The 17086-nt window shown below is 53.9% G+C and carries 14 protein-coding genes; 9 read left to right on the forward strand and 5 right to left on the reverse strand.

Annotation, left to right across the window (positions count from 1 at the left end):
* Positions 1-12: 12 nt before the first annotated feature.
* Positions 13-3825 carry a helicase-related protein gene (locus tag DVK03_RS19225; protein ID WP_115803895.1) on the reverse strand — a complete coding sequence of 1271 codons (3813 nt, stop codon included), beginning with the start codon at positions 3823-3825 and terminating at the stop codon, positions 13-15.
* A gap of 303 nt (positions 3826-4128) precedes the next feature.
* Here DVK03_RS19225 and DVK03_RS19230 point away from each other — a divergent pair, with 303 nt between their 5' ends.
* Positions 4129-4356: a hypothetical protein gene (locus tag DVK03_RS19230; protein ID WP_115803894.1), complete on the forward strand. Its 228-nt coding sequence runs from the start codon at positions 4129-4131 to the stop codon at positions 4354-4356.
* Between the two features lie 170 nt (positions 4357-4526).
* Positions 4527-5555: a Cdc6/Cdc18 family protein gene (locus DVK03_RS19235; protein ID WP_115803893.1), complete on the forward strand. Its 1029-nt coding sequence runs from the start codon at positions 4527-4529 to the stop codon at positions 5553-5555.
* 189 nt (positions 5556-5744) lie between these two features.
* Here the strand turns inward: DVK03_RS19235 and DVK03_RS19770 are convergent, their stop codons facing one another.
* Both DVK03_RS19770 and DVK03_RS19245 read right to left on the reverse strand, forming a co-directional pair.
* Positions 5745-7265 (reverse strand): hypothetical protein, encoded by a 1521-nt coding sequence (locus DVK03_RS19770; RefSeq protein ID WP_147438236.1) that lies wholly within the window; start codon positions 7263-7265, stop codon positions 5745-5747.
* A 271-nt stretch (positions 7266-7536) separates the two neighbouring features.
* Complete coding sequence (locus tag DVK03_RS19245) at positions 7537-8763, reverse strand: RNA-guided endonuclease TnpB family protein (RefSeq protein WP_115803891.1); 1227 nt, start codon at positions 8761-8763, stop codon at positions 7537-7539.
* Positions 8764-8801: 38 nt separating this feature from the next.
* Here DVK03_RS19245 and DVK03_RS19870 point away from each other — a divergent pair, with 38 nt between their 5' ends.
* A complete protein-coding gene (locus DVK03_RS19870; protein ID WP_158298462.1) occupies positions 8802-8951 on the forward strand; it encodes a hypothetical protein in 150 nt (49 codons plus the stop codon).
* An 18-nt stretch (positions 8952-8969) separates the two neighbouring features.
* On the opposite strand, the gene DVK03_RS19250 is transcribed toward DVK03_RS19870, so the two are convergent.
* Positions 8970-9656 (reverse strand): SOS response-associated peptidase, encoded by a 687-nt coding sequence (locus DVK03_RS19250; protein ID WP_115803890.1) that lies wholly within the window; start codon positions 9654-9656, stop codon positions 8970-8972.
* Positions 9657-9958: 302 nt separating this feature from the next.
* On the opposite strand from DVK03_RS19250, the gene DVK03_RS19255 reads away from it, so the two are divergent.
* The 5 genes from DVK03_RS19255 to DVK03_RS19875 all read left to right on the forward strand — a co-directional run bounded on the left by DVK03_RS19255 (position 9959) and on the right by DVK03_RS19875 (position 13832).
* Positions 9959-11872, forward strand: coding sequence for a DUF262 domain-containing protein (locus tag DVK03_RS19255; protein WP_115803889.1), 1914 nt, complete (start codon positions 9959-9961; stop codon positions 11870-11872).
* 281 nt (positions 11873-12153) lie between these two features.
* Positions 12154-13098: a hypothetical protein gene (locus DVK03_RS19260; RefSeq protein ID WP_369333267.1), complete on the forward strand. Its 945-nt coding sequence runs from the start codon at positions 12154-12156 to the stop codon at positions 13096-13098.
* 2 nt (positions 13099-13100) lie between these two features.
* Positions 13101-13421 (forward strand): hypothetical protein, encoded by a 321-nt coding sequence (locus DVK03_RS19265; protein ID WP_115803888.1) that lies wholly within the window; start codon positions 13101-13103, stop codon positions 13419-13421.
* The gene (locus DVK03_RS19270; RefSeq protein ID WP_115803887.1) at positions 13418-13675 is read left to right on the forward strand and encodes a hypothetical protein; all 258 of its coding nucleotides are present in this window, start codon (positions 13418-13420) and stop codon (positions 13673-13675) included. The genes DVK03_RS19265 and DVK03_RS19270 overlap by 4 nt, the downstream gene beginning before the upstream one ends.
* 1 nt (position 13676) lies before the next feature.
* Complete coding sequence (locus tag DVK03_RS19875) at positions 13677-13832, forward strand: hypothetical protein (protein ID WP_158545165.1); 156 nt, start codon at positions 13677-13679, stop codon at positions 13830-13832.
* Between the two features lie 9 nt (positions 13833-13841).
* Here DVK03_RS19875 and DVK03_RS19275 read toward each other — a convergent pair whose 3' ends face one another.
* Positions 13842-15077 carry a hypothetical protein gene (locus DVK03_RS19275; protein ID WP_121540826.1) on the reverse strand — a complete coding sequence of 412 codons (1236 nt, stop codon included), beginning with the start codon at positions 15075-15077 and terminating at the stop codon, positions 13842-13844.
* Positions 15078-15599: 522 nt separating this feature from the next.
* On the opposite strand from DVK03_RS19275, the gene DVK03_RS19280 reads away from it, so the two are divergent.
* Positions 15600-16904 carry an RNA-guided endonuclease TnpB family protein gene (locus DVK03_RS19280; RefSeq protein WP_115803975.1) on the forward strand — a complete coding sequence of 435 codons (1305 nt, stop codon included), beginning with the start codon at positions 15600-15602 and terminating at the stop codon, positions 16902-16904.
* Positions 16905-17086: the final 182 nt, after the last annotated feature.

Genomic DNA, 17086 nt, shown 5'->3' on the forward strand with positions numbered 1-17086 from the left:
TACCGAACTTAGTCAGGTTCCGATAACGCCCCAACACATTAGTCTGGCCTGTACCTCGCTTTCGCCTACGAGTTTAGCTTGGTACTCTGTTGAACTTTCTACGTTTTCTTCAAGGAAGAGTTCAAGCTGCTTCAAGAATTCTACAGGGGGCCACTCAGGGAACGAGTCATACTGATCGTTATGCCGAAATGTATTCCGAAGAATTCGGTCTTCGTCAGTATTTGCTAACTTCACATCTTGAAGCGTCTCACGAAGGTCACTAGCCCACTCTTCAAGGGTCTCGTAGTCATCTCTCTGAACAGATATCTCACCGTGGTTTGGCTGTAGGTAGTGAGCAATAAAATCGAGGATGGTCTCTTGCTCTTTCGAGAATGCCTCCCCCTGCTTGAATGCACCTTCGACTTGCCCTTCTCGAATCGCTTCCAAACGGTCATCGAGAACATCCTGGATTGCCTCACGGTTTGACAGCACGTTCTCAGCGTCTCCAGTGATCGGTTCACCACCTACCGATGGATCAATCTTGAGCGTACCAACAGGACGCTCCTTGACGTCGTCAGTGAACGGTTTGTAGTAGAACCCCCGACGAACACGCCCAAGTGGTGGGTTGTGATCTTCGTCATCAAACCAGAGGTGAGCAAGAGCAAACACGCCGGGCCGTGGCCCTACATCGTGGTCGGTTACGTTCGTGTACAGGCGTTCGCGCTCCTCTGGGGCCTCTTCGAAGTAGTCTGCCGCGTATTCGAAGTCGTCTTCTGAAAGTCCGAAGTCCTCGTTCAGTTCCTTCTTGAGCAAGAATCGCTCGTAGGCCGCGTGCTCGTTACTCCCCGCATTTCGAAGGAGGGGATTCTTACTCGTGTCATCAAGCTCGTTCACGTCATCGATTTCTCGGGACTTCTGAAGCGAGTCTTCGATCTCATCCACCTGAAGTTCACCAATCGTCTTTTCGGTGTCGACACCCGTCTTCTCCAGAATCTGGTCCTCATTCGGGTCTAGAATATTGTTCTCTTTCCCGACGATGAGCGCGATGTCGTTGATCTTTGCCTGCAGCCGCTTCAGGAGCTTAATCGCAGCTTCGATATCTCCATCAGGATAGAAGTTGTGGACGTACTTCTCCTCAGTACTCCCGATCCGGTCGATACGCCCCACACGCTGAACGATCCGCATCGGATTCCACGGAAGGTCAAACGAAATTTGAACTGCGACGTCCTGGAGATTGACCCCCTCGGATAGGGTATCGGTTGCCACGACGTACTGTAGTTCCGATTCACCGGACTCAGCTAGCGTTTGCTGATACCCCGAGGCCTCCGGTGCAAATCGCTTGATAACGTCTTGTTTGTTGTCGTCACCACCTTTGACGACGGCACTATTCGCCTCTGTTACCGGGGAGTCAAGGTTGTTGAGGAGCGTTCGATGAACGTAGTCCGCGGTGGCACGGTACTGGGTAAAGACGAGGACCTTCTCGTCATCGTATCCATTGAGTACGTCCGCGAGCCGCTCAACCTTCGGGTCACGAAACTCCCGTAACGAGAATACCGCCTCATAGAACTCTCTCGTCGCCTCATCAACGTCAGTCAGGTCACTTTGCGGGTAGAGGATCGGGTTTAATTCCTCTTCGGGGACGTCCGGAAGGACACCGACATTGTGGTCGTGAAGCCACTGCCGTGTCGAAACAGCTTGATCGCTCACATCGCCAGAATCCTGTGCGATATCGCCGATGAACTGCGACAAGAAGTAGGCGAGAAGCGTCAAGTCCTCTCGAATGTAGGTCTTCACCTCACCGATTGTCGCATCCGTCAATTCGTCTGGAGTATCACTCTCAGAGTCCTCATCGGCACGAACAGCGGTTGTATCGAAGCCGAACTCTTCCAGTGTCTGTTCAAGATCTTCAGCGGCATCACTCCCCTCCACAAAGTCATCAAGCGTCTCAGTTTCTTCGTCGTCCTGTGCCGCGCGCAGCATATCGATCTGCTCGTCTTCAGGAAGCCCATCGAGAAGACCGAGAAGTTGCCTTTCACTCTGATGGAGGGTTTCAATGGACTGTACAAACGCGTACGTCGAAGACTCCAGACGCTTGAGCAGATTCAGCTTGTATAACGCTTTCAGTGTGCCACCTGCTTTCGGGTTCTTCACCGTGATATGCGGGAGATGAAGCGCATCCATTACGTCCGGCAACATTCGGTATACGGGCTGGTACGCCGCCGGGAGCGAGTATTGCTCCTTGCTTAGCGTTGGGGGCTTGAAACTCATCTCGAAGTCCTCCCCATCTTGGATCTGGTCTTTGACGTGCTTCCGCGTTCGAAGCACCATCACTTCGTTCAGAATCTTCGAGATCTCCTCCGAGTGCCGCTGGAGTTGCTCGGTTATTTTCCGTAGGTCTTCCTCACTGGCTTCCTCCTTGCCAGCAGCGATCTTCTTCCGAGACTCCGAAAGCTCGATGTACTCCTCGAAGGCATCGAAATCCAGCGACGCCTTGTTCCGTAGTTCCTCAGGACTAGTGAACAGACTAATGAGGTTCTCTAAGTCGGTCGCAGAATTATTGATCGGTGTTGCTGTCAGCATGATCATTGTCTTCCCGCGGAGCTGTCGCAGATTCGCATGTCGACGGGTTCCCTTGTAATCGTCCTCGTCATCGGGGTCCGGCCTCCACTTGCCGTGGTTCCGGAAGCGATGGGCTTCGTCAATGAGTACGACATCGAATCTGTCTTTGAGGTCCTGTACCTCCTCGTACGCGAGATTCTGGAACTTGCTAATACTCATTACCTCTAAGTGGGTCCCATCAACTTCGAGACCGAAGTACGGATTGCCGTCTTCATCAGTATCGTCTTGAAGAAGGTCTTCCCACTGTTCGGTGAGGTTCGCAGGTACGATGAGGAGGCAGTGATCTCCTCGTTGACGATAGTCGTGGAGAAGCTCACCGCCAATGAACGATTTTCCGAGCCCGACGGAGTCAGAGATGATACAGCCGTTGAACTGAGAGAGTTTCTCCTTCGCGCTTTCGTATCCGAGTGTCTGGAAATAGTACAGCGGGCTATCCCGGATGTTGACGTTCCCGCTCAGTTCGTCGTATGCGAGAATTTTGTACAGCTCGAATGGTTCAATATACGTGCCTAAGTCATCAGGCGTTTCCTCATCATCTGATTCCTCTTCCTGTTGTTCCTGCCAGTCCTGGTACTTGTCACTGTTCTCGATGATCCGGATGATCTCTTCACTGAAGTCCTCGGCATTCGCCCACTGGTTATCGTACCAGTCTTCGAACGCCTCAGCTTCAGGACGATCTTGACTCGTAAGATTTAGTTCGATATTGTTTCGGTGGCCACTCGCGGTGAAGTTTGAGGACCCGACAATCGTCGCACAGGGACGGGTATCCGTATCGTCGTCAGTTGCCCAGTCATCATCGTCCTGTGGCGCTCTAAATGAGGCTCCTTTGGCGTGGAAGTAGCCGTTCTCTGGATTTCGCACACGGACGCTAACCTTGTTTTCAGCTATGAAGTCTCGCAGCCGGTCCAACCGTCCTAACTGTGCGTTGTTGAGCTCGTCAATGCTCTCTTCGACCTCATCTCTGAGTTCGTCACGTAGGCTTTGTCCTTCTCCGATTTCATCTGCTGTACTCTGATTCGTTTGTCGCCCCATCAATATACGAAGGGGCGCGTGACCAAGTTCGTCTGGGTCAGCGAGTTGTTCGAGATCTTCGCGATACAGATCGAATCCAGAAAGGTAGAAGTAGCCGGTAGCGATTCGTGCTTCTTCGATTTGTGGAATAATCTTCCTGTAGACATCTTCGACAGTCCGGTTGGCGTTGTCGACGAGGGGAGGGAGAGAAATCATCGTGTTGCCGAATGTATCCCTCAAGGTGACTTAGTGTTTGGTGAGAAAACTCAAGTCCATCTATCGGCTTCCCATTGACAGAATTATGTGGTGGTAGTGAGCAAGTCCGGTCGAGACCGAATTAATGAATGATCGGGATTGGAGAGGAGGGCTCTCAGCGTGGACTCATTCCCTCATAGTTCGATCTGTCCTCCTTACGCTAACCGCGGTTGCGGTAGTTGCGCCACGGACTTCCTTCCTCAATCGGACTGTTGAGTTCGAGAAAGACATCTACGAACGGACGGAGTACCTCCGGGAGCAAGAATGACGGATCACCAGTACGAGGAAGGAGACCGCGTCCGAATCGATATCCCTGACGAGACGGATCCAGACTACGACCGGCTCCACGGACGCTACGGCGAGATTATCGCTATCTTAGAGGACGATGCCGGCTTCGTCACGGGCGATACTCGCGATGCTGTGCTGTATCGTGTTCAGCTGGAGGATGGAACGAAAACGGATGTCCGTTGGCGGGATCTCCGGCCATTCTGAGGTATTGTTCTAACGTAATCCCGGAAGTTCCTGGAAGCCTGGGTTTTCCGCAAAATAAATCGCGTTGCAACGCGGGAATCACCACAGACAGAACGGGCTAATTGAATCGTTTCCGGAAACGACCCGGTCACGCTTTTAGTACTAGCCGGAAACCAGTCTATCAAGCAAAGATGATCCGCGATGCTCGTGTTCTCCGTGCCGGGTTCGTTCCTCGGGAAATTGAGCATCGCGACGCCGAAGTCAACCACCTCTCTAGCGTTCTCGAGCCCATCACGAACGGTGAACCCGCCGACACGGCCATCGTCACTGGACCCAGCGGCGCCGGCAAGACCTGCATCTCGAAGTTCGTCACCGAACGACTTCGGGAAGAGGTCCTCGACGTCGAGACCACCTACGTCAACTGCTGGCGTAACTACACCCGATTCCGGACGCTCTATCAGATCCTCGACGATCTCGGCGCCACCATCGACATCCACCGGCAGTCGACGCCCCACGACGAACTCGTCGACCGACTCCAACAGCACGACGGCCCACGAACAGTCGTTATCCTCGACGAGGTCGACCAATTGGAGGACCCCAGCGTCATCTACGACCTCCACAGCCTCCCACAGTTCGCGATCATCTGCATCGCGAACAAGGAAGAGGAGCTGTTCGGTCGCGTCGACGATCGTCTCGTGAGCCGACTGCGATCCAGCGAGCACGTCCGGATGGACAAGTACCACGACGAGCAGCTGTACGACATCCTGAGTGCGCGGGCGAAGTGGGGACTCGACGAGAACGTCATCACCGACGACCAGCTTTATCGGATCGCCGACGCCGCCGCCGGCGACGCCCGCCTCGCAATCGGCATCCTCCGAACGGCGGCCGGCAAGGCAGATCGCGAGAACCTCGAGCGCATCACCGACAACATTCTCCTGGACGCCGCCGAGGATGCTCGGGCCCAGATCAAGCAGAAGAGCCTCGACTCGCTCACGCCGCACCAGCGCGTCGTCTACGACATCGTTCGCGAGCACGGCCCAGTCGGGCCGAGCGAGATTCACGAGCGCTATTCCGAGGAGGTCGATAACCCACGGACGAAACGGACTGTTCGGGCATATCTGTCAAAGATGACTCAATACAACCTCCTCGAAGCGGACGGATCCAGCCGAGATCGGGAATATACAGCCATTGACCAGCCATCTCCTACACTCGCTGAGTAGGTGGCTATGGATCTGATAGGCCGTGTTTAGTTTCGTGTAAAAATGTGTGGAGTGACCTTATCGAAACCTTCACTCGGTAATAGATTTCACCGATCGTGCTGACTAGAGACTCTAGTCAGAATAGAGGTTAGGAATTCACTCAAGGTAGAGTTCTATACTACACGGATTAAGCATATACGGGGTTACACACTACCCGAAGGTCGTCACGTATTCATTCCCGTCATTAGATTCCAGCTCATCTACTTCCGCCAAAGAGTCACAGACTTCTGCCACCGTCTCTACATCAGTCTGGGTGTCCATCTCCTCAAGCAACTCTTCTGGAGTGAATGAACTTCTGAAGAACCGGCTGGCCCGGACCACATCAATTACTAACGAATCGTCTTCAGAGATTTTGGCTGCGATATCTTGGTTGCGTGACCCCAGAGCATCGTTAATCCGGTTAATTTCCTCGACAACGAGTTGTCGGTGATTTGACCCACTCGAATAGTCATTTCCGTATTCATCGATCTTGTCTAGAAAGGTGACCAGCGTCGTAATTGTCCATTCGGCCTCATCTGTTATCGACACCTCGTCTGCTACAGCCACAATCTGTTTTGACTTCGCATCCTCCGTTGCGAATTTTTCACCAATCAATCCTAATGATAAAATACTTCGTTTGGGATTTCCACTCGGTATGCGGAGTCGGGCTTCTACAATTGACCGCAATCCGTGCGTTATCACTCGTGCTGACCTGTAATCATCTTGGTCGATTGACTCAATAGCAAAAGCCAAACAGTGGTCCACAAAGGAGAGTTTCATCGCGCCATTAATCCGGGTATGCGGAGAATCAATGTCTTCAGCAACAACACTAGCTATTGAACTATAGTCAGATGCCACCGAATGCCGCTGGCTTCGGTCACACTCCACGGCATAGTCAGTCGTAATCCGACCAAACAACCGGAAGAAGACTTCAGGAACATCTCGATCTTCTGCGTACCACGAGATGATTGATTCACTAAGAAGTGTGATGATCTCAACCGTTATGATATGGTTGTCGTGTTTGAGAGCGTGTCGGAACACATCTTCAAGAGGAGCATAGACATACCAACAAACCAGCTGAGACTTACTGTGTGAAGTTTTAAATTCCCTGTACCGGCTATTGATTGTAGGTTCCAATCGGTCAACGTATTCATTGAGCACGCGCTTCGCGGTTCCGGTGTCTTCTTCGGCGATACTGGAACGGACAATATCCGAGACAGCATCTACGGGATCGTTTTCGGTAGTTTGAGAATAAGTAACTTCCTCGTAGATCTTATTTCCTTTAGAACGTGAATCATCGAAGAACTTCTCCCGCTCGTCATCCACGATCTCTTCAACCAGTTTCAGGTAGTCGTCATCAATCTGATTAATTGATGTCGTGAAAACCGTACTCGGAGTTAACGACCCAAGTAGCCAAAGTAGAAACGGGAAAGTACTGAGAATGGCGGCGACACTGGAAAATATCAAGAGGCCGAATACAATCGGGTTATACTGGCCTGAGGATAAGAGAAAGACACCGAGAAGAATCGCTAATAGATGGGGCGAAAAATGGAGTCCAATCGGACGTATTTGAAGTACTGCTGAATCCAGCCGATGTGAATACCGGTTTGATGCAAGCTGTATCCCCATTGTAGTGATAGTGAGACTAATAGTGAATAAGGTGATAACTCCTACAAGTAACGAAGCCACCACTGACTGGCGCGTGATGATGTTTGACAAAAAAGTTGAGACGCCAGCAACAAAAATGGAGACTAGGAATAGTCCGAGCCAAATTCGTGCAATAAGAGGGTGGTTTACAGCTGCGGATCGGACCTTTGCTACGTAAGATGAAATTCGGTTTTTAAACCGACTGATGAGTAGAGCCACTCAGGAAATGTTCTCACGGAGTAACAAACTACTTTCGTCAAAGAAAACGAACCATCCGAACGTATCTCTCGAAGATGGAGCAGTGAATCGCCCAGAGTCAAGTTCCGAGGCTTCCTGTTTCCACGACGCGCTTTGCAGACACCGAATCGGTGTCCGTAGGGAGCGCAGTCTCCACAGGCGTGTCTTCGGGCCATCCCAGCCCTAACTCAGCAAAGCCGCGTTTAAGCACATTCATCGCTGCGTTCGCGTCCCTGTCGGCCTCGAACCCGCACGACGGACAGGAGTGTTCCCGAACCCAGATGGATTTTGCCGTCTCCACACCACACTTCGCACATTCTTTCGTTGTCCCAGCAGCTTCTACCTGCACGACGTGCGTGCCATACAGCTCGGCTTTGTACTCGAGGAGGGAGATGAACTGTCGCCACGCAGCATCCTGGGTGTTTCGCGCGTGGTGCGAATCCTCCAACATCCCCTTCACGTCCAAATCCTCGACGAAGACGGCGTCGTACTCACGGACAAGCCACGTCGTAATCTTATGCTGGAAGTCCTCGACCTTCCGCTTGATGTGGCGCTTGACTTTCGCTACCTCACGACGCTGCTTCTCGTAGTTGGACGACCCCTTCTGCTTGCGAGACAGCTTACGTTGCTCGCGTCGGAGGCGCTCGTATTCGCCTTCGAGATCGAGCCAATCCACGGTCTTGCCATCAGATGTGTGGATGTAGTTGAGGATGCCGAGGTCGATACCCACGCTGTTGCTTGCGTTCAACGAATCCACGTCGGGCTTCTCGGGGAGATCAGCCTCGTCGGTTTCGAGGGCGAAGGTGACGAACCACTCACCAGTCGTCTCCTTCTTGATCGTGACCTCCTTGATGTCGGCTTCATCGGGAAGGGGACGATGGTAGCGGATCGGAATATCTCCGATTTTAGAGAGCCAGAGCGTCGCACGTCGGCCACTCGTGTTTTTGAGTTTGAAGCCGTGCTGCGAGTACGTTATACTCTGGAACTCTCGTGGTGATTTCCACTTGAGATTCCCGACCTTGTTCCCGTTCTCTTTTTGCTGAGAGAGGTTCGAGAGGTTGTCGTAGAACCGGGTGACGGTTCGCTGAAGGGCTTTCGCGTTCACCTCTGTGAACACGGGGAACTCGTCCTTCCAGTCCGGGAGACGACTGTGGTGTTTGTATGCGGACCCGGTACTGTCAGCATCGAGGTGCGTGTACTCGTATCGGGTGTAGTTGTACGCTTGGCGATGAATGTCGATGTGATGTTCCAACTCAGCCGCTGCCTCTTGTGTCGGGTACGCAGGGTAGCGGTGAGTGTACTCCATCGCTGTCCTTTCATTAGAACGTGTCCGGCAAATGGTTTGTGGGACGGACCATCGAGTTCATCCCCCGGAATTCAAGCTCCCGGGACAGTCGCCTCAACAGTCAGTACAACCTCCTCGAGGCGGAAGGGACGAGTCGGGACCGAGAGTACTCGCTCGTCGATTCAGCGGCGGCGTCGCCGATGCAGTAACGGTGACCCCGTCAGCCATCAGGAACTGAACTCGCCGAGGCCCGATTGCTCGTGGTCTAGCGGCTCGATGACCTGGGGATCGTCGTTGCCGGGGTTGTTGACTCGCGTCGAAATCTCGTAGGCGTCCAGATCGTCCTTCGGGTACGGCTGGCACAGTTCCTTGCGGGTGTCCGGATCTGCGGCGAGCCAGTCGGACTCAGCGTCCTTTGGGAGGACGACCGGCATCCGGTCGTGGATTGAGTTCATCAGGTCGTTTGGCTCCGTCGTGAGAATCGTGACGCACGAGATCGTCTGGTCGTCGCCCTCCCAGACGTCCCAGAGCCCGGCCATCGCGAATGCAGGGTCGTCCTCCCGGTAAATCCGATAGGGCTGTTTCGACCCACCGTTCGGCGATTTCCACTCGTAGAAGCCTGACGAGGGGACGAGGCAGGGACGTGATTCCCATACCCGCTCGAAGACGCGTTTCTCGTCAGCAGTCTCGGAGCGAGCATTGATGATGCCTTCCTCGGGTTCATCCGCCCAGAACGGAATCAGCCCCCAGTGGTAGGCGTCGATCTCGTCTGGAGCCTCGTTCGTGATGATGTGAAGGTCGTCGCCAGGCGCGATATTGTATCGGGGTGTGTACCCGCCGTCCGCGACGACCTCGGCATCGAAGCGGGCCTCGAGGTCTGCTTGGTCGATGAAGAGCGAGTTCCGGCCACACATACTAGAGAGTTCGGAGGGAGGCATCTTCAACGTGGTCGCACAGGAACTTCGTGGAAACAACGTACTTAACCAACATACGCGCCGTCATCCATAGAGCGTTGGTTAACGGAGGCAGTACTTGACAAGCCTGATTCTGGAAACTTCTTGGAACCGAGCGCACAATCCCAAAAATTCGGCGACTAACTCACCCACACCGTAACTCAGCAGTTCAGCCAAGCCTTCGAGTTAATCCGGGGGAGAATACACCCGGAATTCGATGGGCGACGACAGAGTATAAATACTCATCTTCCGTTCTGGTGACCATGTCCAGACAGGTCTCGGATTATTTGTCTGAAATAAACGACCATATCTTTCTTCCCGGCCTCCAGCGGGAGTTTGTCTGGAATCCCAGGCAGATTGAGGAACTGTTCGATTCATTGATTCGAGACTATCCGATCGGAGCCATAACTGAATGGAGAGTTCGAGCGGCCAATATCAGCGACTACAACTCGTATAATTTCCTGCGGATGTATGTTGCCGATGACTATCGGCCACCGGATCCAGTTTTGGCGGAATACGACCTCTACAATCAGGAGGTTGAAGACAAAGAACCGGAGATTCTGATTATAGACGGCCAGCAGCGCTTGAACTCGCTCTATATCGGTGTCGAGGGTGGAATAACAGTATATAATGGCGGACGGGGGAAGCCCAGTGATGAGCTCCAGTACTGGGAAGGCCAGCGGCTGTGTGTTGACCTATTCGGTCACCCAGAGTACGATCGCGACGATACAGCAGGCGACTACGAGTTTGAGTTCAAATCGACAGGGAAGTTTGGAGGAACGGACGAGACGGGCTATACCATGACCGGCGACACGCGACACCTGTGGATGCCGGTCGGGGAGTTATGGAACGGAGGCGACGAAGGGAGCTCCGGGAACTCCACGGTACTTGAGGGAAGATCGCTTAGCGAAGTCGTCGATGAATACGTGGATACCGCCGAACTGAGGGCGGACAACGAAACCCGCTACCAACTGCGCAATATTTCGATGGCCGTCGCGAGAGACATTACGAGCAACGTTCTACAGGACGATCTCGAAACTGACAGTACGAACAAGGATAGATCCGAAATCCCCGAGATATTCACGAGGCTGAACATGGAGGGCTCTGATCCGAAGCCCTACCAGCTCCTCCTCTCAAAGCTCATGAGTTATTGGCCGTACGCCGAAGAGGAGGACGAGCGAATCAATCCTAGGGAGGTCATCCAAGATTGGATTGACGAATTTAAACAGAAGTTCCCTGAGTATGAGCAAGAAATCGACCGGAAGCTGTTCCTCCGGTATACAGCATACTTAGTCGGAACAGACCTCCTCCGCAGCAATCTTAGCAGTATCGACGAAGAAAGAATGGACGAGATGCGCGAGCGGTGGCTGTATAATGAGCCCGTCGTCGCCGGACGGCGCTTCGAGTGGTTTCGGACATCGCTCGAGAAGGCATTCCAGACAGTAATCGAGAGCGGGATTCGGAGCTCGGTTATGAACACGATGCCCATCTTCGCGCTACTTGGCGTGTTCTATTACCAGAATCCGGATGCTGAGGTCTCCGACGCGAACCGCGAGAGTGTTTTCCAGTTCGTCGCAAGAGCCCTCTTGCTGAACAAGTACTACCAAGTTCTGACCTACGGCAAGTGCCGCAACTGGATGCGATACCTTCGCGAGTGGGAACCAGAACCCAACGAACCCATCGTTTTCCCAGGCGAGGAGCTATTTGAATCAGAGAACATCAGCCCATCTGCTGAAGATATCCGTCGAGTCGTAGCCAACGCTCGTTACGAGAGCAGTCCAGGAGAGCCTGTATTTACCGACACAGACGTCACGGCAGTACTCGGCCTCATCGAGGAATCGTATACGCAATCGACGTCCACCAGTATTGGCGACTACTCGGTTGACCACATCTACCCGAAAAGCAGGAAAGAGTCCGTATCTGAATCTATTGGAGAGACTGTTGATCTTAATCGAATCGGGAATCTACAGCTGTTGCCACACGAGATGAACGAAGAGATCAAAAGCGACCAGTGGCCCCACGACTGGTTGGACGACCTCGGCAACGCCGAGGCTGAGCGTATCCAACGTGTCAATCAGTATCCCGATATCGAGCCGACCCCGGAGAAGGCACAGGCGTTTATTCAGGCTCGCGAAGAGCAGATTACCGACTACTTGATAGACAAATACGTGAAGTAAAGAGAGAACTGCAAGTCGGAGTTTCCTTAGAATTTTCACAGAAATCAAAACTGAGACACCGGGCTATTGAGCTCCCCACGTATTAACCAACAGACAGAGGGCGTATGCATCCGATTGTTGGTTAACGGAGGAGGCGCCTCATATCGGAATTGTTCTCGGAAGTATTCATCCTAACACGAAAACACGCAAACAGCGACGCCACTCGTTGTATTTTGATCGATTCCCTGAAACGCGGAAGCGACACGCCGCGGCTTATCCGGAATGTAGACCTCTAGTCGAGTATGGGAGAACACTCAACGTCGAACCGATTGGCGGTGGACCAGCCGACACGGAGCGCTGACCGCAATCAGGCCTTTGCTGACCAGGCCGATCCAGCTACGGACGAGATGCTGCTGCTGCAGCTAGACGACGGCATCACGCTGCTCGATGTCGAGGGAGGCCGCGGCGTCCCGATCCTGCAATCGCTCGTGCTCGACCATCTCCTCCTACACGACGGGCCCGCCTTCTGGGTCGACGCAAACGGACACGCGACAACGACGACACTCGCTCAAATTACGCCCAGTCAACGGCTGCTCAACCGAATTCACGTCGCCCGCGGATTTACTGCGTATCAGCACTACGGCGCCGTCTGTGATCTCCCGTCAGCGGTGAACCAGTCAATTCAGACATCCACGGCCGATACTAGGGCGACCGATCGACGGGCATCAGATCGTGACGAGGACACGTCACCCCACACGCCCGCTCTCATCATCGCGCCGGCCGTCGACGCCCAGTACCGCGCCGACGATACCCTCGGCGGGGCCCACGCGAAAACCCTCCAAGCCCGAACTCTCGCCCGGTTGGCGACCTACGCCGACGGATACGACATCCCGGTGCTCGTCACACGGGCGCAGCACGACGACTTCACGGCGCCGGTCGCGACGGCCGCCGACCACCACCTGGAATGTGAGCAGACCCGGATGGGGCCACGGGTCGTCGGCGAGGACTTCGAGACGCTCGTCTATCCCGTCGACGACGGCGCGTACTACCAGACAACGTTCGCGTACTGGCGGCAGCTGCTCGCGGCACGCGCCACGCAGGTCGGCGTGGAACCGACGACGCCGACGCCGTCGACGCCGACCCCGGAGGGTGTCGGCACGGGGGTCACAACTGACGGTGAAACCGTGGCGGCGACCGCGGATCCCTTGCTCGATGCGTGGACCGCGACCGGGACAGGAGGCCGATAGCGATGGGGCGCACGAACCCAACCTACCGTGATGCACTGCGGGCCATCGAAGAGCGGTGGGCGGAGTTCCGCCGGGCACTGCGGCGTCGCGACCAGCCGCGCTTCGACCGGCTGTTCGAGTACGCCCGCGAGCACGCCGACGCGAGCGGGCTGTTGAACCACCAGAACCCGCTGCTGCCGGCGCTGCTCAGCATCGATCTCGAACAGGAGGGACGCCTCGACGACCACGAAGAGCGCCTCGAGGAGCTCGAAGCCGTAGTTGCGCAACTGGACGCACAACAGCCAGAAACTGCCTCGGAGAAACGAACTAGAGAGTCACAATGACGGAACTCAATACCGTCGTCTTTGATATCGAAACGACGGGGTTCGAGACATCGGATCAGCTCGCAGTCATCGACTTCGATTCGACTGTCGCCTCCCGAGTGTTTCTCAATACGGATGGGACAACGGCTACGGCCACCCTCGAGGCCGAGCTCAATACAGAGTTGACTACGCCGTTCAGCTTTCTGTTCACGATAGCGACAAGAGCTATTGAACGAGATGGCGACGTTCGTGGCGTTGATACTTACACAGCGTGATGTGAAGCTCGTCGCCGACATCCTGGACGGTGTCGAGGACGCACTAGTTCATCCCGACCTCCAGCCGAGTATCCGTGAAGAGCTCGCCGAGACTATCTCCACGCAGAAAATAGAGATTGAGGTGTCGAATCCGCCTATATCGGTACAAATCGAATAGTTTTGAGCCTTATTCCGAGTTTGTTGTATTTTCTATATCATCCTCAGATGAATCTACTGAAGGCGTATCTAACCGACTCTCCAGAAACATCTCGTTCAGGCCCTTATACGGGTTATTTTCTCCACCCTGTTTCTGTATACTGTAATACTCATCAGATAGTCGAACCAACTCTCTAGCAACGCGCTCAACGGTACGCTCGATGTCACGGACTTCCTCCCGGGTAATAGTCCGAAACCCGCCATGAATGATTTCTGAACGTGTTTGATACCAGTCCTTCACATGATAATAGAACTCAATTTTGTCAGAGACATCATATTCCTCCTCCATTGCCTCTAGCTCCTCTCGATTTGGAGAGAGTAGTTGAACAGTTTTCTCAGCCATCTTCCCTGCCTTTGGGCGTTCATATTTTGTCAGAAGTAATCCCTCAAGTGCAGCAACAAGAGTTAGGAACGAGTGTTGGTTCCTGTAGTTCTTGCTATGGAGATTCAGTAACTGAAGTGAGCCCAGGATATTTTCTTCCAAGGGCGTACGCTCTCCCCGCTCCTTACTCAACATATCCGAAAAGTCTGATAGCGTCGGTTCCGCAATTCTTTCATCATATCTGGTCCAACCGGATGGTTCATGATCGGGGGTGAGATACCAGACCAACCCATTGTTATTGTCTATCGCGCCAGCGAGATCCTGAGGGGTGGCGGTCTTTCCAATGGCGACTTTTAGAACACCCAGTACCTCTTGAAGCTCGTCAAACAGCTCCTCCTTAATGTATGCTCTCCGCTTATATGATTTGAACTCAAACTTAGCCCAAGTTCGCCCCTCATACAATCGGGTATAGTGTTCATGCCCTTGGAATGAATTGTTCATGCGTTCCATTAGGCGGTCTCTGTCTTCCGGTTTCTCGATAATCTCTAAATCCCCTATCTCCTTGCCAACGGGCATTTCGACTAGTTCGGGAAAATACAGATAGGCAGAGAATTGCGTTTCCGTCCGAAGATCGTCAATTACCTCCTGAAAATACCGCTCCAACTCATCATCATCACTCGGCCTATAGAACGGGTCAAGCGCTTCGTGAACTTCCTTTCTTATTGTCCTCTCAGATAGATCCCAGTCTTCCTGTAGAAACAGCTCGGTGAGTTCCTGCTTTGTCTCCTGCCAAAGGCCGTGAGTATCTTCTTCATCACGTTCATTGGAATCTCTCTCACGACGAAATTCTGTGAGAATTTCAGCAGCTTCGGTGGCTAATGGCATATAAGGGAGCTTGCGTTGGTGGTACAAACAATATTCGCTCCCACATTTTTGTTTGCGTACTATGACTGGCCAAGGAACTCGTGTGGAAGATACTACAAGCAATTATAGAACGCTCTTCTGTAGGAGATTGTTGATGAAGCCGAGGTCGCCAGAGTGGAGGTTCAATAGTCATAATGCCGTTCACAATCGACTTCCTGGACGACGGCCACCTCATGGAGTGGGAGGCGACCGCCGACGGCGCCGTGGCAACCGAGCGCGATGACACGTAGCGAGCGGAGCCAATATCTTCAGGGGTGGTCTGACCGCCAATACGGCCCTGTCTATTCACTGACTACGACTCGTCTGGACGTTCCACCGCTTCCAACCCCGCTTCGATCACCTCTCGATACGCCTCACTCAGACTGTCCACATCGGCAGCCTCCTTGTAGTCCTTCACGCGTCCAGCCAGCGTGTGGCTGATGTCGATATTCGGTCTCATCGTCCAAAAGACCTTTAGTCAGAAAATGATAAGAAACTGTTGTCGTGAAGCGAACCAACATCTTCGCGGTCAGACCGCTTACTGACGGCGACGAGCGGCTACTCCACGAGTTGTTGGACGCCTCCGCCAGTCTCTGGAACGAACTAAACTACGAACGTCGCCAACAGTTCTTTGATGGCAAGTCAGTGTGGGACACCGCCGACTACCGGAAACAGTACGTCGGTGTCCTCGGCTCTGCCACCGCTCAACAAGTAATCCGCAAGAATAAGTCGGCGTGGAAGTCGTTCTTTGCTGCCCGTGAAGACAGCGAGGATGCCGCTCCGCCCGGTTACTGGGGTAGCGAAGACGCTGGACGTGAGCTACGTACGTTTATCCGGAACGACCAGTACACGCTTGAGCTCGGCGAGCGGAGTCGAGTCGAGATCCCCGTAGGGCAAGATCTGAAAGAGAAGTACGGACTCGGATACTACGAGCGACTCCGTCTGGAACTTGTTGGGAACCCGAAGTGGGACGGCGAGAAAGGGCAGCTGGAAATACAGTACGACGAAGTGAGCGACACGTTCAGAGCCTTTCAGCCCGTCACAGTATCAGATTCGCAACGGGATTCACCATTAGCCGACGAATCGGCTGCTTTGGATGTGGGCGCAAACAACTTCGTCGCCTGTACGACGACGACCAGCAAACGGTTTCTCTACGAGGGTCGCGAGTTGTTCGCTGACTTCCGTGAGACGACCGAAGAGATCGCCCGTCTACAATCTAAACTCCGCGAGGGTCGGTACAGCAGTCAACGAATTCGCCGACTGTACCGTAAGCGAACGCGTCGCCGTGACCACGCGCAGGAAGCACTCTGTCGTGATCTGATCGAACGGCTGTATGATGAGGGCGTATCAACGGTGTACGTGGGCGACCTTACTGACGTGCTCTCGACACACTGGCACCCAGAAGTCAACGAGAAGACCCACCTGTTCTGGGCACACCGCTCGTTTGTCGACCGTCTCATAGACACTGCCGAGGAGTACGGAATCCTTGTCGAAGAGCGGTCAGAGGCGTTCACGACGGCAACCTGTGTCGAGTGTGGCGAGCAGGTGGAAACAGAGCGTTATGGCGACGTGTTTCGGTGTTCGTGTGGACACGAGAGCCACGCTGATCTCGACGCCTCACGGACGTTTCTTGAACGGGAGACTGGCACTGAATTCGAGACAGGGTCGATGGCACGGCCCGTGCGCCTCACGTGGGACGACCACACTTGGTCGGAGTCACCACGCTCTCCCGAGAGGGCAAGTCCCAACGAGGAGCGCACAGACCGGAGTACCCGCACGGGGAAACTTGCCTCCGTGGGGACGGCATAGCCCACAGCCTCACCGGAGGAATCCCACGGTTCAGCCGTGGGAGGATGTCAATACACCCCACGCTTCTACGTCTTCCCTCACGCCCCAGAGGCCGACCTCGACCTTACAATCCTCCAGTCGGTGTACGACCAGCATCCGTCGTCGCCACGACCGAGGAGATTGCGAGAAAGAACATCGTTCTC

The sequence above is a fragment of the Haloferax sp. Atlit-109R genome (assembly GCF_003665865.1).
Classification (GTDB): domain Archaea; phylum Halobacteriota; class Halobacteria; order Halobacteriales; family Haloferacaceae; genus Haloferax; species Haloferax volcanii.

Coding starts and splice junctions, on each gene's coding strand:
- DVK03_RS19255 (WP_115803889.1), top strand. CDS start 9,959: ATGTCCAGACAGGTCTCGGATTATTTGTCTGAAATAAACGACCATATC.
- DVK03_RS19260 (WP_369333267.1), top strand. CDS start 12,154: ATGGGAGAACACTCAACGTCGAACCGATTGGCGGTGGACCAGCCGACA.
- DVK03_RS19275 (WP_121540826.1), bottom strand. CDS start 15,077: ATGCCATTAGCCACCGAAGCTGCTGAAATTCTCACAGAATTTCGTCGT.
- DVK03_RS19265 (WP_115803888.1), top strand. CDS start 13,101: ATGGGGCGCACGAACCCAACCTACCGTGATGCACTGCGGGCCATCGAA.
- DVK03_RS19230 (WP_115803894.1), top strand. CDS start 4,129: ATGACGGATCACCAGTACGAGGAAGGAGACCGCGTCCGAATCGATATC.
- DVK03_RS19245 (WP_115803891.1), bottom strand. CDS start 8,763: ATGGAGTACACTCACCGCTACCCTGCGTACCCGACACAAGAGGCAGCG.
- DVK03_RS19250 (WP_115803890.1), bottom strand. CDS start 9,656: ATGTGTGGCCGGAACTCGCTCTTCATCGACCAAGCAGACCTCGAGGCC.
- DVK03_RS19235 (WP_115803893.1), top strand. CDS start 4,527: ATGATCCGCGATGCTCGTGTTCTCCGTGCCGGGTTCGTTCCTCGGGAA.
- DVK03_RS19270 (WP_115803887.1), top strand. CDS start 13,418: ATGACGGAACTCAATACCGTCGTCTTTGATATCGAAACGACGGGGTTC.
- DVK03_RS19225 (WP_115803895.1), bottom strand. CDS start 3,825: ATGATTTCTCTCCCTCCCCTCGTCGACAACGCCAACCGGACTGTCGAA.